Origin of the sequence: Priestia sp. RMT2NF4 (assembly GCF_047872835.1) — a bacterium.
Lineage (GTDB): Bacteria > Bacillota > Bacilli > Bacillales > Bacillaceae_H > Priestia > Priestia zanthoxyli.
Map to the genome: position 1 here is coordinate 222,439 of NZ_JBLQZO010000005.1, position 25,305 is coordinate 247,743.

Annotated in this window: 25 protein-coding genes; 24 read left to right on the plus strand and 1 reads right to left on the minus strand. The window is 39.4% G+C overall.

The window, feature by feature from the left end; all coding sequences use genetic code 11:
• Positions 1-143: 143 nt before the first annotated feature.
• The 3 genes from ACMX9J_RS20530 (at position 144) to ACMX9J_RS20540 (ending at position 2,815) form a co-directional block, all read left to right on the plus strand.
• On the plus strand, positions 144-1,334 hold the full coding sequence (locus ACMX9J_RS20530) for a PDZ domain-containing protein (protein WP_028412033.1): 1,191 nt from the start codon (positions 144-146) through the stop codon (positions 1,332-1,334).
• 20 nt (positions 1,335-1,354) lie between these two features.
• Complete coding sequence (locus ACMX9J_RS20535; RefSeq protein WP_205689522.1) at positions 1,355-1,585, plus strand: DUF2198 family protein; 231 nt, start codon at positions 1,355-1,357, stop codon at positions 1,583-1,585.
• A gap of 315 nt (positions 1,586-1,900) precedes the next feature.
• Positions 1,901-2,815, plus strand: a complete 915-nt coding sequence (locus ACMX9J_RS20540) for a proline dehydrogenase family protein (protein ID WP_028412035.1) — start codon at positions 1,901-1,903, stop codon at positions 2,813-2,815.
• A gap of 64 nt (positions 2,816-2,879) precedes the next feature.
• Here the strand turns inward: ACMX9J_RS20540 and ACMX9J_RS20545 are convergent, their stop codons facing one another.
• Positions 2,880-4,541, minus strand: a complete 1,662-nt coding sequence (locus ACMX9J_RS20545) for a sigma-54 interaction domain-containing protein (RefSeq protein WP_416226133.1) — start codon at positions 4,539-4,541, stop codon at positions 2,880-2,882.
• 335 nt (positions 4,542-4,876) lie between these two features.
• On the opposite strand from ACMX9J_RS20545, the gene uvrB reads away from it, so the two are divergent.
• The 21 genes from uvrB to ACMX9J_RS20650 all read left to right on the plus strand — a co-directional run bounded on the left by uvrB (position 4,877) and on the right by ACMX9J_RS20650 (position 25,279).
• Entirely contained in the window at positions 4,877-6,856 is a 1,980-nt protein-coding gene (gene uvrB / locus ACMX9J_RS20550; RefSeq protein WP_033580416.1) for an excinuclease ABC subunit UvrB, read from the plus strand.
• 6 nt (positions 6,857-6,862) lie between these two features.
• Positions 6,863-9,739 (plus strand): excinuclease ABC subunit UvrA, encoded by a 2,877-nt coding sequence (uvrA, locus tag ACMX9J_RS20555; RefSeq protein ID WP_028412038.1) that lies wholly within the window; start codon positions 6,863-6,865, stop codon positions 9,737-9,739.
• Positions 9,740-9,826: 87 nt separating this feature from the next.
• Entirely contained in the window at positions 9,827-10,138 is a 312-nt protein-coding gene (locus ACMX9J_RS20560; RefSeq protein ID WP_013059730.1) for a hypothetical protein, read from the plus strand.
• A gap of 38 nt (positions 10,139-10,176) precedes the next feature.
• The gene (locus ACMX9J_RS20565; RefSeq protein ID WP_028412039.1) at positions 10,177-11,268 is read left to right on the plus strand and encodes a DUF4097 family beta strand repeat-containing protein; all 1,092 of its coding nucleotides are present in this window, start codon (positions 10,177-10,179) and stop codon (positions 11,266-11,268) included.
• 41 nt (positions 11,269-11,309) lie between these two features.
• Positions 11,310-11,504: a PspC domain-containing protein gene (locus ACMX9J_RS20570; RefSeq protein ID WP_013059728.1), complete on the plus strand. Its 195-nt coding sequence runs from the start codon at positions 11,310-11,312 to the stop codon at positions 11,502-11,504.
• Positions 11,505-11,506: 2 nt separating this feature from the next.
• Positions 11,507-11,872 carry a phage holin family protein gene (locus ACMX9J_RS20575; protein WP_013059727.1) on the plus strand — a complete coding sequence of 122 codons (366 nt, stop codon included), beginning with the start codon at positions 11,507-11,509 and terminating at the stop codon, positions 11,870-11,872.
• A 191-nt stretch (positions 11,873-12,063) separates the two neighbouring features.
• Complete coding sequence (hprK, locus tag ACMX9J_RS20580) at positions 12,064-12,999, plus strand: HPr(Ser) kinase/phosphatase (RefSeq protein WP_028412040.1); 936 nt, start codon at positions 12,064-12,066, stop codon at positions 12,997-12,999.
• Between the two features lie 16 nt (positions 13,000-13,015).
• The gene (gene lgt / locus ACMX9J_RS20585; protein WP_028412041.1) at positions 13,016-13,849 is read left to right on the plus strand and encodes a prolipoprotein diacylglyceryl transferase; all 834 of its coding nucleotides are present in this window, start codon (positions 13,016-13,018) and stop codon (positions 13,847-13,849) included.
• Between the two features lie 60 nt (positions 13,850-13,909).
• Complete coding sequence (gene ppaX / locus ACMX9J_RS20590) at positions 13,910-14,557, plus strand: pyrophosphatase PpaX (RefSeq protein WP_033580418.1); 648 nt, start codon at positions 13,910-13,912, stop codon at positions 14,555-14,557.
• Entirely contained in the window at positions 14,554-15,081 is a 528-nt protein-coding gene (locus ACMX9J_RS20595; RefSeq protein WP_013059723.1) for an acyltransferase, read from the plus strand. The genes ppaX and ACMX9J_RS20595 overlap by 4 nt, the downstream gene beginning before the upstream one ends.
• A 183-nt stretch (positions 15,082-15,264) precedes the next feature.
• Positions 15,265-16,446, plus strand: coding sequence for an ATP phosphoribosyltransferase regulatory subunit (locus ACMX9J_RS20600; protein WP_028412043.1), 1,182 nt, complete (start codon positions 15,265-15,267; stop codon positions 16,444-16,446).
• The gene (hisG, locus tag ACMX9J_RS20605) at positions 16,446-17,078 is read left to right on the plus strand and encodes an ATP phosphoribosyltransferase (protein ID WP_013059721.1); all 633 of its coding nucleotides are present in this window, start codon (positions 16,446-16,448) and stop codon (positions 17,076-17,078) included. Before ACMX9J_RS20600 ends, hisG begins: the two co-directional genes overlap by 1 nt.
• Positions 17,079-17,093: 15 nt before the next feature.
• A complete protein-coding gene (gene hisD / locus ACMX9J_RS20610; protein WP_028412044.1) occupies positions 17,094-18,362 on the plus strand; it encodes a histidinol dehydrogenase in 1,269 nt (422 codons plus the stop codon).
• Between the two features lie 74 nt (positions 18,363-18,436).
• Entirely contained in the window at positions 18,437-19,021 is a 585-nt protein-coding gene (gene hisB, locus ACMX9J_RS20615; RefSeq protein ID WP_013059719.1) for an imidazoleglycerol-phosphate dehydratase HisB, read from the plus strand.
• A complete protein-coding gene (gene hisH / locus ACMX9J_RS20620) occupies positions 19,022-19,669 on the plus strand; it encodes an imidazole glycerol phosphate synthase subunit HisH (protein WP_034264272.1) in 648 nt (215 codons plus the stop codon).
• Positions 19,656-20,390: a 1-(5-phosphoribosyl)-5-[(5-phosphoribosylamino)methylideneamino]imidazole-4-carboxamide isomerase gene (gene hisA, locus ACMX9J_RS20625; protein ID WP_025752584.1), complete on the plus strand. Its 735-nt coding sequence runs from the start codon at positions 19,656-19,658 to the stop codon at positions 20,388-20,390. Before hisH ends, hisA begins: the two co-directional genes overlap by 14 nt.
• Positions 20,390-21,148, plus strand: a complete 759-nt coding sequence (gene hisF, locus ACMX9J_RS20630; protein ID WP_025752585.1) for an imidazole glycerol phosphate synthase subunit HisF — start codon at positions 20,390-20,392, stop codon at positions 21,146-21,148. The genes hisA and hisF overlap by 1 nt, the downstream gene beginning before the upstream one ends.
• The gene (gene hisIE, locus ACMX9J_RS20635) at positions 21,145-21,768 is read left to right on the plus strand and encodes a bifunctional phosphoribosyl-AMP cyclohydrolase/phosphoribosyl-ATP diphosphatase HisIE (RefSeq protein WP_033580421.1); all 624 of its coding nucleotides are present in this window, start codon (positions 21,145-21,147) and stop codon (positions 21,766-21,768) included. Before hisF ends, hisIE begins: the two co-directional genes overlap by 4 nt.
• Positions 21,769-21,949: 181 nt before the next feature.
• The gene (locus ACMX9J_RS20640; RefSeq protein ID WP_176344883.1) at positions 21,950-23,452 is read left to right on the plus strand and encodes a tetratricopeptide repeat protein; all 1,503 of its coding nucleotides are present in this window, start codon (positions 21,950-21,952) and stop codon (positions 23,450-23,452) included.
• A 111-nt stretch (positions 23,453-23,563) separates the two neighbouring features.
• Positions 23,564-24,517 (plus strand): thioredoxin-disulfide reductase, encoded by a 954-nt coding sequence (gene trxB / locus ACMX9J_RS20645; RefSeq protein ID WP_013059713.1) that lies wholly within the window; start codon positions 23,564-23,566, stop codon positions 24,515-24,517.
• Positions 24,518-24,820: 303 nt separating this feature from the next.
• Positions 24,821-25,279 (plus strand): 8-oxo-dGTP diphosphatase, encoded by a 459-nt coding sequence (locus tag ACMX9J_RS20650; RefSeq protein ID WP_013059712.1) that lies wholly within the window; start codon positions 24,821-24,823, stop codon positions 25,277-25,279.
• Positions 25,280-25,305 lie beyond the last annotated feature (26 nt).

Here is a 25,305-nt window from a genome sequence, read left to right on the forward strand (position 1 = left end):
GCTTTTCCAAAGCACGGAACTTTTTTAGTAAAAACAACATTGTCGGTTAGTGATGCATTTTGATAAAATAAAGAAGCCTATGATACATAACAATCAATCGTAAATGTTGTAATAAAAATGTGAAAAATACAGGTGGTGAAAAAATGGATTTTGCATTAGAGCTTTTAAAAGGTATCGGGCGTTTATTTTTGCACCCGTTAACTTATTTATTTCTGCTCGTCTCGTTTTTTGTAGGTCTTTCTCGCGTCAAGAGAGAGCGTCAGAATTTTCATGTTCGCGTGTTTGATTTTATTTTAGAAGCAAAATATTTATTTTTTCCAGGTATCATTATTGGTTTGATTTTATCCGTTGTTACCGTGTTGCTAGGTGTCTATGTATCTATAGGAACGATTGTACTTGTAGCTGTTTTAACTTTTATCATAAGCGGCCCGTGGACGTTTAAATGGCTTTCTCCTTCTTATACGGTAGGACTGGCTGTGCTTGCGACCTTGCTTATTCCTGCAGCTGGTTTCGGTGAAGGATTTATTCAAACGTGGTCTGTGCAAGCTCATAACGCAGATTTACCTTCTCTTACTATTTTAATGTCGCTGCTTGTATTAGCAGAAGGATATTTAATTTGGAAGTTTGGAGCAAAAGGTACGTCTCCAGCCATTGTGAAAAGTAAAAGAGGGCAGGAAATTGGGGCTCATTATTCTCAAAAATTATGGGTTGTTCCGCTTTTTGTCTTAATTCCAGGCAGCGCCATTACGTCTGTGTTTCCATGGTGGCCTGTGTTATCTATTGACGGAACATCATTTAGCCTGTTTTTTGTTCCTTTTGCTATCGGTTTTTATCAGCGAATTCAAAGTATGGTTCCGTTTAAATCTATTGAATTTACCGGTAAGCGTGTATTAGCATTAGGCGTGGGATTAACGATTATTACAATTGCTGCTATTTTTTATCCTCCTGCCGCTGTCGCTGTTGTTATTCTAGCGATCATAGGAAGAGAGTGGATTCGTTTGCAGCAGCGTCGAAGCGATGAAAAAGCGCCCGCACTATTTACTAAGCGTACACAAGGTTTGGTTGTGTTAGGAATCATCCCTCATTCTCCGGCAGAGAAAATGGGTTTGAAAGTAGGAGAAGTGATTATTAAAGTAAATGGAATCGCTATATCTGAAGTCCATAAATTTTATGAAGCATTACAAGTGAATAACCGTGCTTTTTGTAAGCTAGAAGTTATTGACGAAAATGGAGAAGTTCGCTTTACTCAGCGAGCATTGTATGACAACGAACATCATGAACTAGGTATTTTGTTTGTACACAATTATACAAAACGTAATTCACAAGCTGGTTAAAAGACGGATAAAAAGGAGAAATGTTTGTGGAAGTCAAAACGATTGCCGCAGTTTTTCTACCCGCCATATTGCTTGTTCTGTTTGCTAGAGTAACATATAACCTATATGTTGCCACAGCGCTGACGCTTTTGTTGATAGCTGTTTCTGTATATAAAGGGTACGCAGATTATCCGCTTATTATTTTAATAGATTTACTTTCAGCAGCCATTGGTTTTATATATGCAAAAGGCATGCTAGCAGCTGGAAAATAAAGATTGTTGCTTTGATGATAAGTGAATCGTCCTATTATCAAAACGTACGCAAAAGCTCTCTACGAAATGTGGAGAGCTTTTTTATGTCGAAAAACGAGTTAGAACTCATAACACTGTTGTTACGGTTCCATCGATAAATAAGTATAATTAAATTAATTATACAAATATGTTTGTAAATAAAATAACTTAAACAATTTTGTGTAAATTATTTTAAATGTGTGTACAAATATGTAGTTGGGGTATAGAAAAATAAAGAAATTAATCTGAAAATTATATTTATTTTGATTTTTAAAAATAGAAGGAGGTTTAGTATCGATGGAAGTGTTAATGAGAACGATGTTTCAGTCGCTTGGCAAAAATCATTCAATGAATAAATTAGCTAAAAAGTATGGATTGCGGATGGGGGCAGCTCGTTTTGTTGCTGGAGACTCAATTGAATCAGCAATTCAAACATCCAAGGAGCTTAACAATGGTGGGAAAGTTGTGACACTCGATCATTTAGGCGAATTTGTTTTTACAGAAGAGGAAGCTAGGTTATCTACGGCCATGTGCATTCAGACACTAGAAGCCATTGCAGCATCGGGCGTTCAATCAAATTTATCATTAAAGATGACTTCTTTAGGATTGGATATTAGCAAAGAGCTTTGTATGGAAAATATGCGCAGAATTCTACACACAGCCAGAGTGAATGATATTTTTGTTCGAATTGATATGGAAGACTACTTGCACTGCCAAATCTCCCTTGATATGTATAAAGAATTACGCAAAGAATTTGATAATATTGGAATTGTGATTCAAGCGTATCTTTATCGTACAGAACAAGATATGAATGACTTACATCAATATCAAGCCAATTTACGTCTGGTAAAAGGAGCTTACAAAGAATCGCCAGAAGTATCGTTTCCGGAAAAGAAAGACGTAGATGAAAACTATAAAAAAATCATTAAAATGCATTTATTAAATGGACACTATACAGCTGTAGCAAGTCATGATGAGGAAATGATTCAGTATACAAAACGATTAGTAAGAGAAAACGGCATTTCAAATGATCAGTTTGAGTTCCAAATGCTTTATGGAATTTGCGTAGAGCTACAGGATCGTCTGGTCAAAGAAGGATATAAAGTCAGGGTTTATGTTCCTTACGGAATTGATTGGTTTGGGTATTTCATGAGACGCCTAGCCGAACGCCCCGCCAACGTATGGTTCGTATTAAAAAATTTCTCCAAATAAGTTCAGTCCAAGAAACATAAAAAATTCGACACAAGTATCCTGAGCTTCGTGTCGAATTTTTTAATTAGTTTAATCCGTATTCTTTGATTTTGTTATAAAGGGTGCCGCGCGAAATGCCAAGCAGATCTGCTGCTGCACTTTTGTTTCCATAGGTTTTTTGAAGAGTCTCTTCTATTAGCCTAGCTTCTTGGAGAGAATCTTCTTCTTTTTGAACTTCTGTGAAAGAACTGGCATCCTTCAGATTGTCAGGAAGGTGCGTAAGGGTAATCAACGACTGATCACTAAGAAAAATCATTCGTTCAATCGTATTTCTCAGCTCGCGAATATTTCCTGGCCAATCGTATTGCATAAAGGCTTCGAGAACTTCAGAGCTGATGAAAGGAGCCTTCTTTTTATACTTTTTACTAAATTCCTGTACAAATTGCTGCGTTAATGCTTCAATGTCTTCTTTATGGTCTCGAAGCGGCGGAATGATAATATTAATGACGGTCAGCAAATAGTAAAGATTTTCATGGAATTCACCGGCTTTTAGCAACTCTTCCAAAGGCGTCGTAGTAGAGGCTACAATTCGGGTTTGGACTTGAATTTCTTCCGTGCCTCCAACGTGATAAAAGGCTCGTTCTTCCAAGTAACGGAGAAACTTAACTTGAATTTCAAGAGGCATTTTATCAATTTCTTCAATAAATAACGTCCCGTTATGAGCCTGCTCCAGTTTTCCTGCAATGGTCGTTGGATCTTCTGAAAAGACGTCTTTTTGATGACCAAAGAGTTTAATTTCCAGAAGTCCAGATGGAATAGTGGCGCAATTTAAAGATAAAAAAGGTTCTTTATGTTTGGATCCCCCGTAGTGGATGGCCTGAGCCAGCATTTCTTTCCCAGAACCAGGTTCTCCTGTTAATAAAATAGGCATATCTGTAGATGCCACTTTTTTGGCAATGTCAACGGCTTGCTTAATTTCAGGACTGATACCCGCAAAAGAAGAAAATGGATTATCTTTCGGAATGAGAAGAGATACATCAATTTCTTCATTTAGTCTTACAATATTGGTAATGTCATGTTCGGTTGCGACTCCACCTATGACTCGGTTGTTTCTTATAATAGGAGATGCATTGATGAGCACGTGAGTTTGTTCATTAGGACGATGATACGTTCCGCGCACAGGACGCCCTTCATTTAGAATCGTATGTAGAATGATGGATTCATCTTTAAAATGCTCTCCGATTTTTCTACCAATAATATTATCTCTCTGAATCTTATACGTATGTTCCGCAGCAGTATTCCACAAGATTACATTTCCTTCATGATCGACCGCTGTCACTGCATCATTAATGGTTTCTGCCAATGTATCAAAATAGGAAGCTAATATCTCATTTTGGCTATGCAAATGTGTAATCCACTGTGAAGGTGTTACAAGTCCTATTGTGGTTTCTTGGTTTTCTGCTTGAATGAGGACTGGTCTATTCCAGTTTGTGTTGGCTTGTAAATTGGCTAACGTAGAAGTAGAAGATGAAGGCCAATTTGTGTCCGCTATTACTTTTTTAATGGACGATGCCTCGTCATGACCTGTTAAAAGGTATCGTTCATCTTTTTGTATTACATAAAAGGTACTTGCTGTGACTACAACGAAATCATAGTTGGAAAGTTCAGATTTCACTTTAGCTAAAGAAGTTGATTCTTCAACTGTTATAAAGGAGTTATTTATAAGAACTTGATCAACGCTTGCCATACTAAACCCCTCTCAGTACATATTTTTTATACTGTATCATAATTTAGAAATTGGCGCAAAAGCCTATCTTTTTCAAACAATTAGGCAGCTTACTTTCTTTTATTGCTTTCATCTAAAGAGTTGTATTCCCCTCGAAAAGGGTAGTATAAGAATTTAGTGGGTAATAAAGTAACAGGGTAAAAAATCAAAACAAACAAACACTATATAAGATTAATACTCATTAGTTTCATTTATGAGTATAAAGTGATAAAATACGAATATCAGTTCGTGTTTTCGGTTTTTACATATCGTAATAAAAATAGATAAAACAAGAAAATAGAAACGGAGGCCTTCATTTGAAAGATCAGTTTGAATTAGTATCCCCATATCAACCGCAAGGTGATCAGCCAAAGGCAATTGAAAAGATTGTGAAAGGAATTAAAGAAGGTAAGCAGCATCAAGTATTATTAGGTGCTACAGGAACGGGAAAAACCTTCACTATGTCTAATGTTATTAAGGAAATAAATAAGCCGACATTAATTATGGCTCATAACAAAACGCTTGCTGGTCAATTGTACAGTGAGTTTAAAGAGTTTTTTCCTAATAATGCAGTCGAATACTTTGTCAGTTACTATGATTACTATCAGCCTGAAGCTTATGTACCTCAAACAGATACATTTATTGAAAAAGATGCAAGCATTAATGACGAGATTGATAAACTTCGTCACTCGGCAACTTCTGCTCTTTTTGAACGAAAAGATGTCATTATTATTGCCAGCGTATCCTGTATTTATGGATTAGGGTCTCCGGAAGAATACAAAGAAATGGTAGTATCTCTTCGAGTAGGAATGGAAAAAGAACGCAATCAGCTGCTTCGTACGCTAGTGGATGTACAGTACGAAAGAAACGATATTGACTTCAAGCGCGGAACGTTCCGCGTTCGCGGTGATGTTGTTGAGATTTTTCCTGTGTCTCGAGATGAACACTGTATTCGCGTGGAATTTTTCGGGGATGAAATTGACCGCATTCGCGAAGTCGACGCCTTAACAGGAGAAATTATTGGAGATCGTGAACACGTGGCTATCTTCCCGGCATCTCACTTCGTCACGAGGGAAGAAAAAATGCGTGTGGCCATTCAAAACATTGAAAAAGAACTAGAAGAACAGCTAGAGAAGTTAAAAGAAGCAGGAAAGCTTTTAGAAGCGCAGCGCTTGGAGCAGCGCACTCGCTACGACCTAGAAATGATGAGAGAAATGGGATTTTGTTCAGGAATCGAGAATTACTCTCGTCATTTAACGCTTCGTCCGGCTGGTTCTACACCTTATACACTGCTGGATTTCTTCCCGGAAGATTTCCTTCTTGTGGTGGATGAATCCCACGTTACCATTCCTCAAGTTAGAGGAATGTATAATGGAGACCAAGCGCGTAAACAAGTGTTGGTGGACCATGGTTTCCGCTTGCCGTCTGCATTAGATAACCGTCCGCTTAAATTTGATGAATTTGAACAGCATATTAAACAAATCGTCCATGTTTCAGCAACACCAGGTCCTTACGAACTTGAGAAGGCGCCTGAGGTGATTGAACAAATTATCCGTCCAACGGGATTATTAGATCCAAATATTGAAGTTCGACCAATTGAAGGGCAGATTGATGATTTAATTGGAGAAATTCACGACCGGATTAAGCGAAATGAACGAGTGCTCGTCACGACGTTAACAAAGAAAATGTCTGAGGATTTAACGAACTACTTAAAAGAAATTGGCATTAAAGTTCAATATCTTCACTCTGAGGTGAAGACGCTCGAGCGTATTGAAATTATCCGAGAGCTGCGGCTTGGAAAATATGATGTGCTCATAGGGATTAACTTACTTCGTGAAGGTTTAGATATTCCAGAAGTTTCGTTAGTAACCATATTAGATGCGGACAAAGAAGGATTCTTGCGTTCAGAACGATCGCTTATTCAAACCATTGGACGTGCTGCGCGAAATGCTAATGGACATGTCATTATGTATGCAGATCGCATCACAAACTCCATGGACATTGCTATCAATGAGACCAAGCGTCGTAGAAGTATTCAAGAAGCTTACAACGAAGAGCATGGTATTACACCGACAACGATTCAAAAAGAAGTTCGAGGCTCAATTCGTGCAACAGTAGTAGCAGAAGATACAGAAACGTATGAAGAAGCACCGGCATTTGATAAACTCAATAAAAAAGAAAAAGCAAAGCTCGTAGAAGAAATGGAACAAGAAATGAAAGAAGCAGCCAAAGCGCTTAACTTTGAACGCGCAGCTGAGCTTCGTGACTTGATTCTAGAATTAAAAGCGGAAGGGTGATAAAACATGGCGATGGAAAAAATCGTGGTAAAAGGTGCACGAGCCCACAATTTGAAAAATATCGATATTGAAATCCCGCGAGACAAATTAGTGGTATTAACAGGGTTGTCAGGTTCTGGTAAATCTTCTTTAGCTTTCGATACAATCTATGCTGAAGGACAAAGACGTTATGTCGAGTCACTTTCGGCGTATGCAAGACAGTTTTTAGGTCAAATGGATAAGCCAGATGTAGATTCGATCGAAGGATTGTCGCCTGCTATTTCAATCGATCAAAAAACAACGAGCCGAAACCCTCGTTCAACCGTCGGAACTGTGACCGAAATCTATGACTATTTGCGCCTTTTGTTTGCTCGTGTAGGAAAGCCGATTTGTCCTAATCATGGAATTGAAATTACGTCTCAAACGATTGAGCAAATGGTAGATAGAATTTTAGAGTACCCTGAACGTACAAAACTTCAAGTACTGGCCCCTGTGGTATCTGGCCGAAAAGGCACCCATGTAAAAGTATTAGAAGATATTAAAAAGGAAGGGTACGTTCGCATTCGAGTAGACGGAGAAATGCGTGAAATAACAGAAGAAATTGAACTGGAAAAAAACAAAAAGCACTCCATTGAAGTAGTGATTGATCGCGTTGTTGTCAAAGAAGGTGTAGCCGCTCGTTTGTCGGACTCTTTGGAATCAGCTCTTCGCCTTGGAGATGGGAAAGTAATTATTGATGTAATAGGTGAGGAAGAATTACTTTTTAGCGAGCATCATGCTTGTCCAAAATGTGGCTTCTCCATTGGAGAACTTGAGCCCCGCATGTTTTCATTTAATAGTCCGTACGGGGCGTGTCCAACGTGTGACGGGTTAGGAACGAAATTGGAAGTGGATAAAGATTTAGTGATTCCTAACTATGACTTAACACTTCATCAGCACGCAATTGCACCTTGGGAGCCAACAAGTTCTCAATACTATCCGCAGCTGCTTGAAGCCGTATGTACACATTACGGCATCGACATGGATGTGCCGGTTCGAGATATCCCGGAACATTTATTTGATAAAGTATTATATGGCAGCGGTAAAGAAAAAATTTACTTTCGCTATGAAAATGATTTTGGCCAAGTAAGAGAAAATCATATCGAATTTGAAGGTGTGCTTCGGAACGTAGAACGCCGTTATCATGAAACAAGTTCTGATTATATCCGTGAGCAAATGGAAAAATACATGGCTCAGCAAGCTTGTCCAAAATGTAAAGGAAATCGTTTAAAACGCGAAAGCTTAGCGGTGCTTATTGACGAAAAGCATATAGGAGATACAACACGCTTTTCAGTAAAAGAAGCATATGACTTTTTTGAAAGTCTCAGTTTATCTGAAAAAGACATGAAGATTGCGGATATGATACTGCGTGAAATTCGTGAGCGTCTAAGCTTTCTCATTAACGTGGGACTTGATTACTTAACATTGAACCGCTCTGCTGGAACTCTTTCAGGAGGGGAAGCGCAGCGCATTCGCTTGGCTACTCAAATCGGTTCTCGTTTGACGGGGGTTCTTTATATTTTAGATGAACCTTCTATCGGTCTTCATCAACGTGACAACGATCGCTTAATTCGCACAATGCAAGACATGCGCGATATTGGAAATACGTTGATTGTTGTAGAGCATGATGAAGATACGATGATGGCAGCTGATTATTTAATTGATATCGGACCAGGAGCCGGCGTACACGGGGGTGCCGTTGTTTCTCAAGGCACGCCTCAGGAAGTGATGGATGATGAAAATTCCTTAACGGGTCAATATCTATCAGGAGAGAAGTTTATTCCACTTCCAGCCGAAAGACGTTCAATAGATAAAGATCGGATGATTGAAATTATAGGAGCAAAAGAAAACAATTTAAAAAATGTAAAAGCAAAGCTTCCGTTAGGTGTATTCACAGCTGTTACAGGTGTATCTGGATCAGGTAAGAGTACGCTTGTAAATGATATCCTTCACAAATCATTGGCGCAAAAGCTGCATAAAGCAAAAAGCAAAGCAGGAGAACATAAAGAAATCAAAGGCATTGAACATTTAGATAAAGTCATTGATATTGATCAGTCTCCCATAGGCCGTACGCCTCGTTCAAACCCTGCAACCTATACAGGTGTATTTGATGACATTCGAGATGTATTTGCCCAAACAAACGAAGCAAAAGTGCGCGGATATAAAAAAGGCCGCTTTAGCTTTAACGTGAAAGGCGGCCGCTGTGAAGCTTGTCGAGGAGACGGTATTATTAAAATCGAAATGCATTTCCTGCCAGATGTATACGTTCCTTGCGAAGTCTGCCACGGCAAACGATATAACCGGGAAACTTTAGAAGTAAAATACAAAGATCAAAACATTTCAGATGTGTTGGATATGACAGTTGAAGACGCGCTTCACTTCTTTGAAAACATTCCAAAGATTAAGCGGAAGCTGCAGACCATTTACGATGTAGGACTTGGCTATATCACGCTTGGACAGCCGGCCACTACTTTATCGGGTGGAGAGGCCCAGCGTGTAAAGTTAGCTTCAGAGCTTCACCGTCGCTCAACAGGAAGAACGCTGTACATTTTAGACGAACCGACTACCGGTCTTCATGTCGATGATATCGCACGTTTATTAAAAGTGCTTCAGCGTTTAGTTGAAAATGGAGATACAGTTCTAGTGATCGAACATAATTTAGACGTGATCAAAGCAGCTGATTATCTACTTGATTTAGGGCCTGAAGGTGGAGATAAAGGCGGACAAATTGTGGCTACGGGTACGCCAGAAGAAGTGGCGAAAGTAAAAGAATCCTATACGGGCCATTATTTGAAGCCAATTTTAGAACGTGACCGTAAGCGTATGGAGAAAAAAGTTGAAAAAGCAGAGGCATTAACTCGTTAAAAGACACCAGCATTGGTGTCTTTTTTATAAAGAATGAAACTTTTTAACTCATTAAAACGTAGTACATGATATAAGGAGCTGATTATTATGGAAGGAAATCGCATACTATCTTCCTTAAATTATTTTAGCGTTTTCTTTGCACCATTTTTATTACCTATTATTATTTATTTTGTTGTTCATAACATAGAAGTAAAGAAACATGCAAAAACTGCATTTTTGTCACATTTATTACCTATCGCTACAGCGATCTTGTTCTTATTTTTCTTGCTTCCTGCTCTTACTGGCTCTAGTGGAACGGTATTTATTCTTTTAATTGTAGCTTTAGTTGTTGTTTCTTTAGTTAATGTTGTTGTGTTTGTATGGAATATTGTAAAAGGGATACAAATATTAAGCAGATAAAAGTTAAATGACTAAAACGTAAAGAGGAGATGGAAGGTATGAGTGAAAAGCGCAAACAAATTTTACAGATGGTAGAAGAAGGGAAACTTAGCGTAGATGAGGCTTTAACCTTGCTGAATTCACTGGAAAAAGACTCAGCTAATGACTCTTACTATGCTACGCCTGATAAAGCTGAGCTATCCCCTTATGTAGGAGGAAAACAGAAAAAAACGTACGCTTCTAAGTCATCTCAAAGCTCTTTAAAGGAAAAATTATTTACATTTGTAGATCAAACGGTAAAAAAAGTAAAAGAAGGAGATTTAGATTTTAACTTTGGTCCTTCGATTGACGTTCAGCACATCTTTCAGCAATCAGAAGCATATATTCAAGAGATTGACGTAGATTTAGCAAATGGAAGCGTTCAACTCCGACCTTGGGGAAGTACAGAAGTACGAATAGAGTGTGAAGCTGCTATCTACAAAGTAGAGAATTCGGATGAAGCGCGCCGCACTTTCTTGCAGCATACCGCATTTTCCATCGAAAATGGCAAACTGCGCTTTGCAATTCAGCAAAAGCAAATGAAGGTGAAAGCAATTATTTATATTCCAGAAATGGAATATGAACGCGTCAAGCTCCGTATGTTTAATGGTTCAATCGATGGGGAAAGACTAAGCGTACGAGACCTGAAAGCCAAAACAGCTAATGGCACCATCCGCTTTTACGATGTGAATAGCCATTCTCTTGAAATGGAGACATCAAACGGGCATATGGAACTTTCTCGAATACTCGCTTCGAAATGTGAGCTTGAAACAATCAATGGAACGGTTAAATTTGATGGAGATACAAAAAAGATTGATGTTCAGACATTTAACGGGGATATTGATACGTATTTAAAAGGAGAGCGCATTGAAAAAGCATTTTTCAAAACGACTACAGGAAGCATTACGCTCTATACGCCGTCCCACCTCTCCGTTGATGGAGATTTGAAATCTAACTTTGGGAATTTTACGTGTACACTTCCTGAGATGGAAATAGTAGATGAGAAAAAAGAAACGGTGATGAAACAACTTCGTTTCAAAGCAAATGTCGCTTCGCCGAAAGGCTATAAATTGTTAGCTGAATCCAAAACGGGCTCAATTGTTATAAAATAGAAAATGCTTGTTTTAGTAAAAAAACAAAGGAGATGATTAACGTGCGAAAGTTGTATCGTTCGCGAACAAATCGCAAGCTTGCGGGTGTTATCGGCGGTATTTCTCAGTATATCGGAATAGATGCTTCACTACTCCGCGTATTGTTTATCATCAGTTTATTTTTTACAGTAGGTACTCCGGTCATTTTATATATGATTTTTGTGTTTTTAGTTCCAAATGAAGAAGGAGATTTCTAAAAATGTTATTGCGTGGAATCATTAGTATTTTAATCAATGCCCTCGTATTAATCGTAATCGCAGGTTATATTGACACCTTTCACTTGGAATCGGTCAGTGCAGCTATTATCGCGAGCTTAATTCTATCGATTTTGAATGTGTTTGTTAAGCCGATTTTAATTTTACTTACCCTGCCGGTGACATTTCTTACGCTTGGCCTATTCTTATTCGTCATTAATGCCATTACGCTGATGATTACACAAAGTGTTATGGGAGATTCTTTTAATATTGACGGGTTTGGTACAGCGCTTTTAGCCTCGGTAATTATGTCGCTTCTAAATGCGCTTATTCAACGAGTGATTGTTGAACCGCTTCAAAATAGAAGATAACTTTCTTGCAATATTTAATTTTCTAAAAAAGATGGTAAGGTGATGCAGCCTATGCCATCTTTTTTTTCTTTTCTTTCTGTATTAATGATAAAATAAAGTGGCTAGTAGAACCAAACGCGACATAAAAGCGAGAGTTGGATATACTGTAGACATGAACAGGTATATGACTGTTTATAAAAGGAGGATGCACGGTGGTTAAAGTACGTACAAAAGACATCATTGAGAAATTTAAATTAGAGCTTATTAGCGGAGAAGAAGGAATCGACCGCCCTATTTCAACGAGTGATATTTCACGTCCAGGTATTGAAATGGCAGGTTATTTTACATACTACCCAGCAGAACGTATCCAGCTGTTAGGTAAAACAGAACTATCATTTTTTAAACAGTTAGATGAGGAACAAAAAAAAGTTCGAATGGAAAAAATGTGTACAGATATCACGCCGGCTATCATTGTTTCCCGCGAAATGGATGTACCGAAAGAACTTATCGAAGCTTCAGAGCGTGAATCAGTTCCCGTGCTGCGTTCAAGCTTTAAAACAACGCGACTTTCCAGCCATTTAACGAATTTTCTTGAAAGCAGGCTAGCACCTACGACTGCCCTGCACGGCGTATTAGTTGATATATACGGAATTGGTGTATTAATCATGGGAAAAAGCGGCGTTGGTAAAAGTGAAACAGCTCTAGAGCTTGTTAAGAGGGGGCATCGTCTAGTAGCCGATGACTGTGTGGAAATCCGTCAAGAAGATCAAGACACCCTTGTAGGAAATGCGCCTGGTTTAATCGAGCATTTGCTTGAAATTCGAGGACTAGGGATCATCAATGTGATGACGCTATTCGGCGCAGGAGCTGTACGAAGCTATAAGCGAATTTCACTTGTTATTCAGTTAGAGACATGGGATCAGCAGAAACATTATGATCGCCTTGGTTTAGAAGAAGATAAAATGAAAATTATTGATACAGACGTTACAAAAATTACATTGCCAGTACGTCCGGGACGAAACTTAGCTGTTATCATTGAAGTGGCAGCAATGAACTTCCGCTTAAAGCGTATGGGTATTAACGCAGCAGAACAATTTTCTGCACGTCTAACAGATGTAATTGAAGAAGGAGACCGTGAAGATTTATAAGAAAGGGTGTTAACTTGTGGAAGCAACTATTCAGCCGTTAGATCGCGTTTTCCTTGAAATTGGCCCTCTAACGGTCTACTGGTATGGTGTCATTATCGGTGCAGGTGTTCTGTTGGGTCTTTATATTGCGACAAGAGAAAGCGTAAGAAGAGGCTTATCAAAAGATACATTTGTTGATCTTATTCTATTTGCTGTGCCAATAGCTATTATTTGTGCACGAATTTATTATGTATCCTTTGAATGGGGATACTATTCAAAGCATTTGAACGAAATACCTCAGATTTGGCAAGGCGGGATCGCCATTCATGGTGGCTTAATCGGAGGCGTATTAACTGCCATTGTGTATTCGAAAGTAAAAAAGATTTCATTTTGGAAGTTGGCTGATATTGCTGCGCCTAGTTTAATCCTTGGCCAAGCCATTGGGCGCTGGGGCAACTTTATGAATCAAGAGGCACATGGGGGGCCGGTTACCCGTGCTTTTTTAGAAGGGTTGCACCTTCCAAATTTTATTATTAACCAAATGTATATTAATGGTACATATTATCACCCTACGTTTTTATACGAATCATTATGGGATTTTGCCGGATTTATCCTGTTGATGGTACTTCGCCGCACCAGTCTGCGAAAAGGAGAAATTTTCTTATCTTATTTAATCTGGTACTCAGTTGGACGCTTCTTTGTAGAAGGGCTTCGCACGGATAGTTTAATGCTGACGCATACACTCAGAATCGCTCAAGTTGTTTCACTTGCACTGATTGTCATAGCCATTATTTTAATTATTATCCGCCGCGTGACGGGAATGAGTAAACAGAAATACTTAGAGAATGAAGAAGCACAATCTAAGGCGTAAATGAAGAAAAGCTACAAGGTTTAGACAAACTTGATTTGACGCAAGGGAAGGAAATGAATAATGACGATTAATACGGTTTTGTTTGATTTAGACGGTACGTTAATTGATACAAATGAATTAATTATTGCTTCGTTTACTCATACGCTTAATCACTATTATCCTGAACAATACACTCGTGAAGATATTTTACAGTTCATGGGTCCGCCTTTATACGACACGTTTGTAGAAATGGATAAAACGAAAGTAAACGAAATGATTGAGATGTATCGCACGCATAATCTAGCCAATCATGATTTGCTTGTGAAAGAATTTGAAGGCGTACTTGAAACAGTTAAATGGCTGCACGAGCAGAATTATAAATTAGGTATTGTCACAACTAAGCAAAGAAATACGGTCATGATGGGGCTTAAGTTAACAAAGTTAGATCAGTTCTTTGATACGATTGTCGCAATTGAAGACGTAACAAATGCAAAGCCGCATCCTGAGCCGGTCGAAAAAGCGCTGAATCTGCTTGATGCTAAACCTGAAGAAGCGCTGATGGTAGGAGATAACCATCACGATATCGTTTCCGGCCAAAGAGCTTACACGAAAACAGCTGGAGTTGCTTGGAGTGCAAAAGGAAGAGATCATATCGCTTCTTATAACCCTGATATTATTTTAGAAAATATGACGGATTTAATTGATATATTAAAAGGAGAACGTCAGTGAGAAAAACAACGCGCTATCCGGTTAAAGGAGCTAACTCCCTTTGGCATGTCTATAAGACCGTGCCTTTTTGGAAAGTAGTGCGCAACTTCCTCATCATTCAATGCGCTCGTTATACGCCTTTTCTTTCGATGAAAAACTGGCTGTATAAAGCGTGCTTAGGGATGAAAGTAGGACCTCAAACATCCTTTGCCCTTATGGTGATGCTTGATATTATGTTTCCTGAAAAAATACAAGTAGGACGCAATACGGTCATTGGATACAATACCACTATTCTCGCTCATGAATATCTGATAACGGAATATCGTCTTGGAGATGTCATCATTGGGGATGAAGTGATGATTGGAGCAAATAGCACCATCCTTCCAGGTGTAACAATCGGCAACGAAGCGGTTGTAGCGGCTGGAACGGTGGTTCATAAAGATGTAGCACCCGGTTTCTTTGTTGGAGGTAACCCTATGCGTGTCATCTATACAAAAGAAGAAATGGAAAAGCGCAGGGAAGCAGAACCTAAAGCCACAACTTAGCAAGAACTAAGCTGTGGTTTTTTTTGTAAATTTGAACAGCTGGCGGTTGACGGCTGACTTTATCGGGTGTAAACTATCAATAACTTTAATTTGTTATTTCGCTAATACATTAGCGCGATAAAGTAAAATCAACCTATCAATGGTTCCTTAATAGATAAAATCAAGCTTAAAGGACGTGTCAGAATGTCAAAGTTATTTATGTTTGAAAAACCCCTTGGAATGAGAGATACCCTGCCAGCTCTTTTTGAAAGAAAAAAACAAGTTCGCAGTCAGCTGGCAGATGAAATCAGCAGCTGGGGCTATCAATATATGGCAACACCTACTGTGGAATACTACGAGACGGTAGGAAGCGCATCAGCTATTTTAGATCAACAATTGTTTAAACTTTTAGATAAAGAAGGGCATACGCTTGTGCTGCGACCGGATGTAACAACGCCATTTGCACGTGTGGCCGCTTCAAAACTTTTAAATAATTCTCCTTTGCGCTTAGCTTATGAAGCAAATGTATTCCGAGCTCAGCAGCGTGAGGGTGGCCGCCCGGCGGAGTTTGAACAAATAGGCGTTGAGCTAATTGGAGACGCTACGATGAGCAGCGATGCTGAAGTCATTGCTCTCATGATCGGCGCATTAAAAAGAGCGGGACTTAAATCATTTAAAGTCGCAATTGGCCACATCGGGTTCGTTAATTCGCTTTTTTTAGAGATTGTCGGAAATGAAGAACGTGCTAACGTGCTTCGCCGCTTTTTATATGAGAAAAATTACGTGGGTTATCGTAATCATGTAAAAGATTTGAATCTATCTTCTATCGATAAACAGCGTCTCCTTCAGCTGCTTAACCTGCGTGGAGATGAAAAGAAGATTGAAGAAGCGGTTGAACTCGTTGAAAACGAAGCTGGGCAAAAAGCAGCCGGTGATTTGAAAAAGCTATGGAATATGCTTGATGCGTACGGTGTAACGGATGAAATTAAAATTGATTTTAACTTAGTCAGTCATATGAGCTATTACACAGGTATTTTATTTGAAGTTTTTGCTGAAAACGTTGGTTTCCATATCGGTAATGGAGGACGTTATGACCAGCTTCTTGAAAAATTCGCGTCTAAAACACCAGCTACAGGATTTGGAATTCAGCTCGACCGCTTAATTGAAGCGCTGGGCGAAGAAGTATATGAGCCTTCAGTAGTATACGGCATATTATATAGTCAAGAGCGTTTAGATGAGGCATTAGCTTTAGCTGCTGAACAGCGCAAGCAAGGATACCGGGTAGTGACTCAGGAAATTGCGGGCGTTGATGATGTTGATGTATTTACTGCACAGTTTGAAGAAGTCACGTTTCTAATTGGAAAACGAGGCAAGGGGGGACAATAATGAGTGAACTATTAACAATTGCAATGCCAAAAGGACGTATTTTTGAAGAAGCAGCTGAACTTTTGCGTCAAGCAGACTTTCAATTGCCGCCAGAATTTGACGATTCGCGCAAGCTGATTGTAGACATTCCTGAAGAGAACATGCGCTTTATTTTAGCGAAACCAATGGACGTTACTACTTATGTAGAATACGGAGTAGCGGATCTTGGTATTGCAGGCAAAGACGTAATGTTAGAAGAAGAACGAGATGTCTATGAGCTGTTGGATTTAAATATTAGTAAATGTCATCTGGCCGTTGCCGGCTTGCCTAATGCTAAAAAATCAGAAATTGCTCAAAAAGTGGCAACCAAATATCCAAATGTAGCATCTACTTATTTCAGGGAGCAAGGAGAGCAAGTAGAGATTATTAAATTGAATGGTTCGATTGAATTAGCGCCTTTAATCGGCCTTGCTGATCGGATTGTTGATATTGTATCAACAGGACAAACACTAAAAGAGAACGGACTTGTTGAATTGGAGCACATTGAAGATATTACATCGCGTTTGATTGTGAACCCTGTAAGCTATCGTTTAAAAGACGAACGAATTGATGATTTAGTGAATCGTTTAGCCCAAGTGGTTCAACCTGTATAAAAGAGGTGACATACATTGAAAATTACACGTGTAACAGAACAAGTGAGCTTAAAGCGTACGATTGATCAAGGGACGAGTGCCCAAAGAGAAATTGTCGTAAATATTTTAAAGCAAGTGCAAGAGCAAAAAGACGAAGCTTTAAAAAGATATACAGCCCAATTTGACGGCGTTGAGCTTTCTTCTTTGCTTGTGACAGAACAAGAAAAGAAGCGTGCTTATGAGCTGGTTGATGCAGATATGCTGTCAATCATTCGTGAAGCTGCTGACAACATTCGTGATTACCACGAAAGAATGGTCGAGCAGTCTTGGATGACAACAAAAGAAGACGGCACCATTTTAGGGCAGAAAGTAACGCCTTTAGATGCAGTAGGTGTTTATGTACCGGGAGGTCTTGCAGCGTATCCTTCTTCCGTTTTAATGAATGTCATTCCTGCTCAAGTGGCAGGTGTAAAACGTATCGTGATGGTTTCACCTCCAGGAAAAGACGGCGCGCTTCCTGCTGGAGTAGTTGTAGCAGCGAGTGAGCTTGGGGTCGAAGAGATTTATAAAGTAGGGGGAGCTCAGGCAGTAGGAGCACTTGCCTATGGAACAGAAACAATTCAACCCGTCGATAAAATTGTAGGGCCTGGTAATATCTTTGTTGCATTGGCGAAGAGAGAAGTATATGGCTTAGTAGACATTGACTCAATTGCTGGACCTAGTGAAATTGTCGTACTAGCAGACGATACGGCTAAGCCGAACGAAGTGGCCGCTGATTTATTGTCTCAAGCAGAACATGACAAATTAGCTTCAAGTATTTTAGTTACGCCTTCTATGAAGTTAGCCGAAGCTGTTAAAGAAGAAGTGGAAAGGCAAGTAGAATCTTTACCACGTAAAGAAATTGCCAAACCTTCTATTGATAACCATGGCGCTATTTATGTGACCGGGTCATTAGAAGAAGCGGTTGAAGCTGTGAATCAATTAGCCCCTGAGCATTTAGAAATTATGACTGAAAGTCCGCTTGAACTTTTAGGTTCCATTCGTCATGCCGGTGCTATTTTTCTAGGAAGATACAGTTCAGAACCTGTTGGCGATTATTTCGCTGGACCAAACCATGTTCTTCCAACCAATGGGACAGCAAAATTCTCAAGTCCTTTATCAGTTGATTCATTTGTGAAGAAGTCTAGTATTATTTCATACAGCCAACAAGCCCTGCAGAAAAATGTCTCAAAAATCGCAGCGTTTGCTCGTTTAGAAGGGCTAGAAGCTCATGCAAGGGCGGTTGAAGAACGCTTTAAAAAATAAGGCGGAGATTAAAAAAAAGAGTAGAAATGTTCTTTTCTTTACTTATTACATGCACAGTTGAAAGGAGTTTCACAATGAGAGAGTCAAGTATTAAACGTACAACAAACGAAACGGATATTGCATTAGCGATTGGAATCGATGGAGAAGGAAAAGCGAACATTGATACAGGCGTTCCTTTTTTAAATCATATGCTCGATTTATTTACAAAACACGGACAGTTTAACCTTGATGTAAAAGCAGATGGAGACACGGAGATTGATGATCACCATACAACGGAAGATATCGGTATTTGCCTTGGTCAAACGTTCAAAGAAGCGCTCGGTGATAAAAAAGGAATTAAACGCTATGGAAATGCGTTTGTACCAATGGATGACGCGTTAGCCCAAGTCGTAGTAGATTTAAGCAATCGTCCTCATTTTGAATTTAAAGGTGACATTCCCGCTTCGCGCGTCGGTACATTTGATACAGAGCTTGTATATGAATTTTTATGGAAATTTGCATTAGAATCTCGCATGAATGTACATGTAATCGTACACTACGGTAAAAATACGCACCACATTATTGAAGCGGTATTTAAGGCATTAGCACGTGCTTTGGACGAAGCGACAACGATTGATCCGCGTGTCAAAGGTGTGCCTTCGACGAAAGGGATGTTGTAAATGATTGGCATTATTGACTATGGGATGGGAAACTTATACAGCGTAAGTAAAGCTCTTGAACGATTAAACTATGACTATATCATCTCCGCAGATCCTGCAGAACTAAGAAAGGCAAAAGGGCTGATTCTTCCTGGAGTTGGAGCATTCAAAGATGCGATGGAACAGCTGAATCAAACAAAGCTGACGGACTTTATTAAAGAAGAAGTAGAAAAAGGAATGCCTTTGCTTGGAATTTGTTTAGGTATGCAGCTTTTATTTGAAGAAAGCGATGAGAACGGTGTAACAAAAGGGCTGGAACTGTTAAAAGGGAGAGTCGAGCGTATTCCCGGCATTACTGCCGAAGGACAGACATATAAAGTTCCGCATATGGGCTGGAACTCTTTAGATTTTCATCAGCAGTCCGCTCTGCTTGATGGAATCAGTGCAGGTCACGTGTACTTTGTTCACTCTTATTACGTAAAAACAAACGACCAAGACGTGCTTTTAGCAACAAGTCCTTATGATGTTGAAGTTCCAGCAGTTGTTGGAAAAGAACACGTATTTGGCACTCAATTCCACCCTGAAAAAAGCAGTGCAATCGGAATGCAAATGCTTCAAAATTATGCAAACTTCGTAGAGAAAAGGAGCCCATCGTATGAGCAAATTTGAAATATATCCAGCCATTGATATGCGCGGAGGGAAGTGCGTCCGTTTGCTTCAAGGAGATTACACAAAAGAAACGGTGTACGGAGACTCTCCGGTAGATATGGCCACACAATTCGCAAGTGAAGGCGCTCAGTGGATTCACATGGTTGATTTAGACGGCGCAAAAGCGGCTAAGCGCGTGAATGATGAATTTGTGCTAGGCGTGAAAAAGAAATTAAATGTACGTGTGCAAATTGGAGGAGGCATTCGCTCAGAAGCTGACGTTGCTTACTATTTAGAAAACGGAATTGACCGCGTCATTTTAGGAAGTGCAGCTATTTCAAATCCTGAATTTGTAAAAAAAATGTTGAAGGAATATGGTGCGCGTATTGCTATTGGTATTGATGCACGTGATGGCTATGTTGCGACGGAAGGCTGGGTGGAAACATCTACAATCAAAGCGACAGAACTAGGAAAAGAATTGGCTAATGCTGGTGCGGAAACATTTATTTTCACGGATATTTCTACAGATGGTATGCTGTCTGGTCCTAATGTGGAAGGAATTGTTGAAATGGCTAAGGCTACTGGAAAAGGTGTGATTGCATCAGGGGGAGTTAGTAAGCTTGCTGATCTAGATGCACTAAAGAAATATGAAGCTGACGGCGTTATTGGTGCGATTGTAGGGAAAGCACTTTATACAAATAAGTTTACAGTAGCTGAAGCACTTCAAGAGGTGAAAGCGTAATGATTACAAAACGAATCATTCCTTGTTTAGATGTAAAGGACGGCCGTGTGGTAAAAGGAGTTCAGTTTGTGGAACTTCGAGATGCAGGAGATCCTGTAGAGTTGGCGAAATTTTATGATGAAGAAGGCGCAGACGAATTAGTCTTTTTAGATATTTCTGCTTCTCATGAAGGACGCAAAACAATGGTACATGTTGTAGAAGAAGTAGCATCTCAGCTAGCGATTCCTTTTACGGTGGGCGGAGGAATTAATGCATTAGAAGATATGAAGAGAATGCTTCGTGCTGGTGCAGACAAAGTGTCATTAAATACAGCGGCCGTACTCAATCCAGCACTGATTACAGAAGGGTCCGACTTTTTTGGAGCTCAGTGTATTGTGGTAGCAATCGATGCTAAGTACGATGAAAGCTTACAATCATGGCGAGTCTATACACACGGAGGCCGCAATGCAACGGACTGGGAAGTAATCGACTGGGCAAGAGAAGCAGTGAAGCGCGGTGCGGGTGAGATCTTGTTAACGAGCATGGATAAAGACGGCGAAAAGTCAGGGTTTGATTTAGCGTTAACCAAAGCAGTCAGCCAAGCGGTGAGCGTTCCTGTTATTGCTTCTGGCGGCGCAGGAAATGGTCAAGATTTTGTCGATGCGTTTGAAAAAGGAGAAGCTGACGCGGCTTTGGCGGCTTCGATCTTTCACTATAAAGAAACATCTGTAAAAGAAATTAAAAGCTATGCAAAACAACAAGGAGTGAGCATTCGATGACGATTGAAAACATTAAATTCAACAGTGATGGACTTGTGCCAGCTATTGTACAAGATGCTGTGAGCAAAGAAGTTTTAACATTGGCTTATATGAACGAAGAATCACTTCAAAAATCAATTGATACATGTGAAACATGGTTTTACAGCCGTTCTCGACAAGAGTTATGGCACAAGGGCGCAACCTCTGGGAACACACAAAAAATTGTGAGCATGGCATATGACTGTGATGCTGATTCTCTTGTTGTAAAAGTGGAGCCTCAAGGTCCTGCTTGTCATACGGGGGCTTACAGCTGTTTTAATGAAACAATTCTTGGCGAAAATAAACAAAATGATAATCGGTTTGCTATTATTAATGAGCTAGAAGAAGTGATTGCTAAGCGTGAAGCTGAAATGCCAGAAGGAGCTTATACGACGTACTTATTCGATAAAGGCGTAGATAAAATCCTCAAAAAAGTAGGAGAAGAAGCAGGTGAAGTGATTATTGCAGCAAAAAATCGTGACCATGATGAGCTGAAGTGGGAAGTTGCGGATTTACTGTACCACGTACTTGTTTTACTTCGTGAGCAAAAGCTGCCTTTGGACGATGTCCTATCAGTATTAAAGGAACGTCACTCTAGCTAATAGCTACATAGTGAAAGGAGAGAAGGAGTTGTCTCATTTTAGATAAAAGAGGCAAAACCTTCTCTTATTTGCGTCAAGAAACGACTGCTTGCAGGCTCCTTTTTTGAATAGAGGTATTAAACTTCTTGGCAAATGTGATATACTACGAACGTCGAAATTATCAACTTATTTGGAGGGCTTAATGGAAAAACACTCAAAAGTAATTCAAAAAATGGCACAAGTAATTCCATTTTCGCAAACGGGTGACTTCTATTTCGAAAAAGCGCTGCAGGCGTTTGAAGAAGAGGAGTCAGATAAAGCGCTCAAGTATTTAACGCGTGCAAACAAAGAAAATGCCCGTAATCCACAGCTTCTTACAAACGTTGGAGTAGCTTTAACGGAGCAGGGAGATTATCAAGATGCCAACGAGCTTTTTCTCCATGTGATTCATCATATGGACGATACATTAGGAAGCTGTTACTACTATATAGCCAACAGCTATGCGCATCTTGGACTGTTTGAAGAATCAAAAAAATACGCGATGTATTACATTGAGCATTTTCCAAATGGTGACCTCTTTCGATCGGCTACAGATCTGTTAGATTTACTATCAATTGATGTGGATGAAGAAGATGAAGAGCCTAAAAATCAGCTAGGCGACATGCTGATTATAAAACAAGAACAAGCAAAACGACTGCTTGAAGCAACGAATTTTGAAGAAGCAGTGGATTTGTTAACTGAAATAATTGATGAGTATCCAGAATTCTGGTCTGCATATAATAATTTAGCGTTAGCTTATTTTTATTTAAATAAAATTGATGAGGCAATGGATTTGCTGAATGAAGTATTGGAGAAAAACCCTGGAAATCTTCATGCGTTATGCAATCAGCTGATTTTCTATTATTATTGCCATAAGCATAAAGAAGTTGAGGAGCTTACAGACGGGCTTAGCCGCGTTTATCCGATGTCATTTGAACACCGCTATAAGCTTGGAGCAACATTTGCGTTGATTGGTCAATACAAACTATCATACAGATGGTTAAAAAAGCTTTATACACAAGGTTTTCAAGGAGACAACTCATTTCATTATTGGCTTTCATACGCCTCTTACTATACTGGACATGAAGCCTTCGCTAAAGAAATGTGGAAGCTGGCATTGGAAGACGTTCCTGATAAAGAAGGAGAGGAGCCTTGGCGCATCAGTCAAAAAGCTGCGAAGGTTTTTCAATCGAAAGTGGATGTTACAGCGAAAAAGAAGTGTGCAACAAACAATGTTCACGATCAGCTTTACAGCTTGTATATGGCAAAAAAGCTTCCTGAACAGCAGCGTCTGCTTCTTTTAGAAGAAATCAAATCGTCCATACATATGAGTACACTTTTGGATGAAGTATATACGTATGTATGGCAGGATAAACAACATGTGATTTTTGAGGTGGCAGATGTTATTGAACTGGAGATGGAATCGCAGACTGAAAGTGATACCCAGGATCTTTTAAGCTTTTGGTTTTATGTATATGTACAGGTATATAAACAATCCTATGATTTTCAGCATGTGAACGTAAATGCATGGGCTGCAGCCGTCACATATATATGGGCGAAAGAACAAAACCAGTCTACTACTCAAGCCGATGCGGCAAAACAATATTCCATTTCGGCTGCAACAGTTAGAAAGTACAGTAAAATTGTGAATACGTTATTAAATTGAGCAAAAAAATAGACGATAATAGGAAGAACATATTAGGATAGTGGTAACGAAATAATTATCCATAAATTTGGAATCAACTACGAAGGAATTTCCTAAAAGGAGTGTAAAGAAATGACAGAAGAAAAAATTTATGATGTCATTATTATTGGGGCAGGTCCAGCAGGTATGACTGCTGCTGTATATACATCTCGTGCAGATTTATCAACACTAATGATTGAACGCGGAATTCCAGGCGGTCAAATGGCTAATACGGAAGATGTAGAAAACTATCCAGGTTATGATCATATCCTTGGTCCTGACCTTTCTAACAAAATGTTTGAGCATGCAAAAAAATTCGGTGCGGAATATGCGTACGGTGATATTAAAGAAATCATCGACGGAGAAGAATACAAGACAGTTCGTGCAGGCAGCAAAGAATATAAAACACGTTCAGTAATCGTTGCTACTGGTGCTGAATATAAAAAATTAGGTGCGCCAGGAGAAAAAGAACTAGGCGGCCGCGGCGTATCTTATTGTGCTGTATGTGACGGTGCATTCTTTAAAGGTAAAGAGCTAGTCGTTGTAGGCGGTGGAGACTCTGCGGTTGAGGAAGGCGTATATTTAACACGCTTCGCAACAAAAGTAACAATTATTCACCGACGCGATGAGCTTCGCGCGCAGAAAATCCTACAGCAGCGTGCATTTGACAACGAAAAAGTTGATTTTATTTGGAATACAACAGTCAAAGAAGTAAATGAAAAAGACGGTAAAGTAGGCAGCGTAACGTTAGTAGACACAAAAACAGGTGAAGAGCGCGAGTTTGGTGCGGACGGCGTATTCATTTATGTTGGAATGGTTCCACTAACAAAACCATTCGAAAGCCTAAACATCACGAATAAAGAAGGATATATTGAAACGAACGAGCAAATGGAAACAAAAGTACCAGGTGTGTTCGCAGCTGGAGACGTTCGTGAAAAGGCTCTTCGTCAAATTGTAACAGCTACAGGTGATGGCAGCATTGCTGCTCAAGCGGCTCAGCACTATGTAGAAGAGTTAAAAGAAAAGTTAAAAGCTATTCAGCAATAAGGCTGAAATCAATCGTTTACAAAACGTAATTCGGTTTTAACTGTTCTGTAACACCTGTGAAACATTGATGGGGTACTATATAGATAGTAATTGACCCCCTTTTATAAAATATATGTATGTCGGGCATAGGACGTGTTCCTATGCCTCTTTTTTTTGACTATAACAGATTGAATTTACGTATATAACAGCAAGCGTTTATTTTCAGAAAATTTAGTAATAGTTAGTTCATCTCCGTTGTGAGAGAAGTTTGTTTCGTAGTATAATAAAAGAAAATGTCAGTATACATATGATGAGGTGGAAAACATGCAAAGGGTCACAAATTGTGTATTAATGAAAGACGATAAAGTATTGTTGCTTCAAAAGCCACGAAGAAACTGGTGGGTGGCCCCGGGTGGGAAAATGGAGCAAGGAGAATCTGTAAAAGACTCTGTTGTAAGAGAATTTCGTGAAGAAACAGGAATTTATTTGAAAAATCCCACTGTAAAAGGTATTTTTACATTTACGATGAAAGAAAACGATCAAATTTCATCTGAGTGGATGATGTTTACTTTTTTTGCTACAGATTTTGATGGGACAAATGTGCTAGAATCAGAAGAAGGCAAACTCGGTTGGCATAATTTGAGTGAAGTAAGTGAATTGCCGATGGCCCCGGGAGATCATCACATTATCGATTATGTAGCAAAAGGGTCGGGTGTTATTTATGGCAACTTTACGTATACAACGGATTTCGAGTTATTATCTTATCGAATTGATCCTTGTTAATGATAAATAGACATGTATGCATAGAT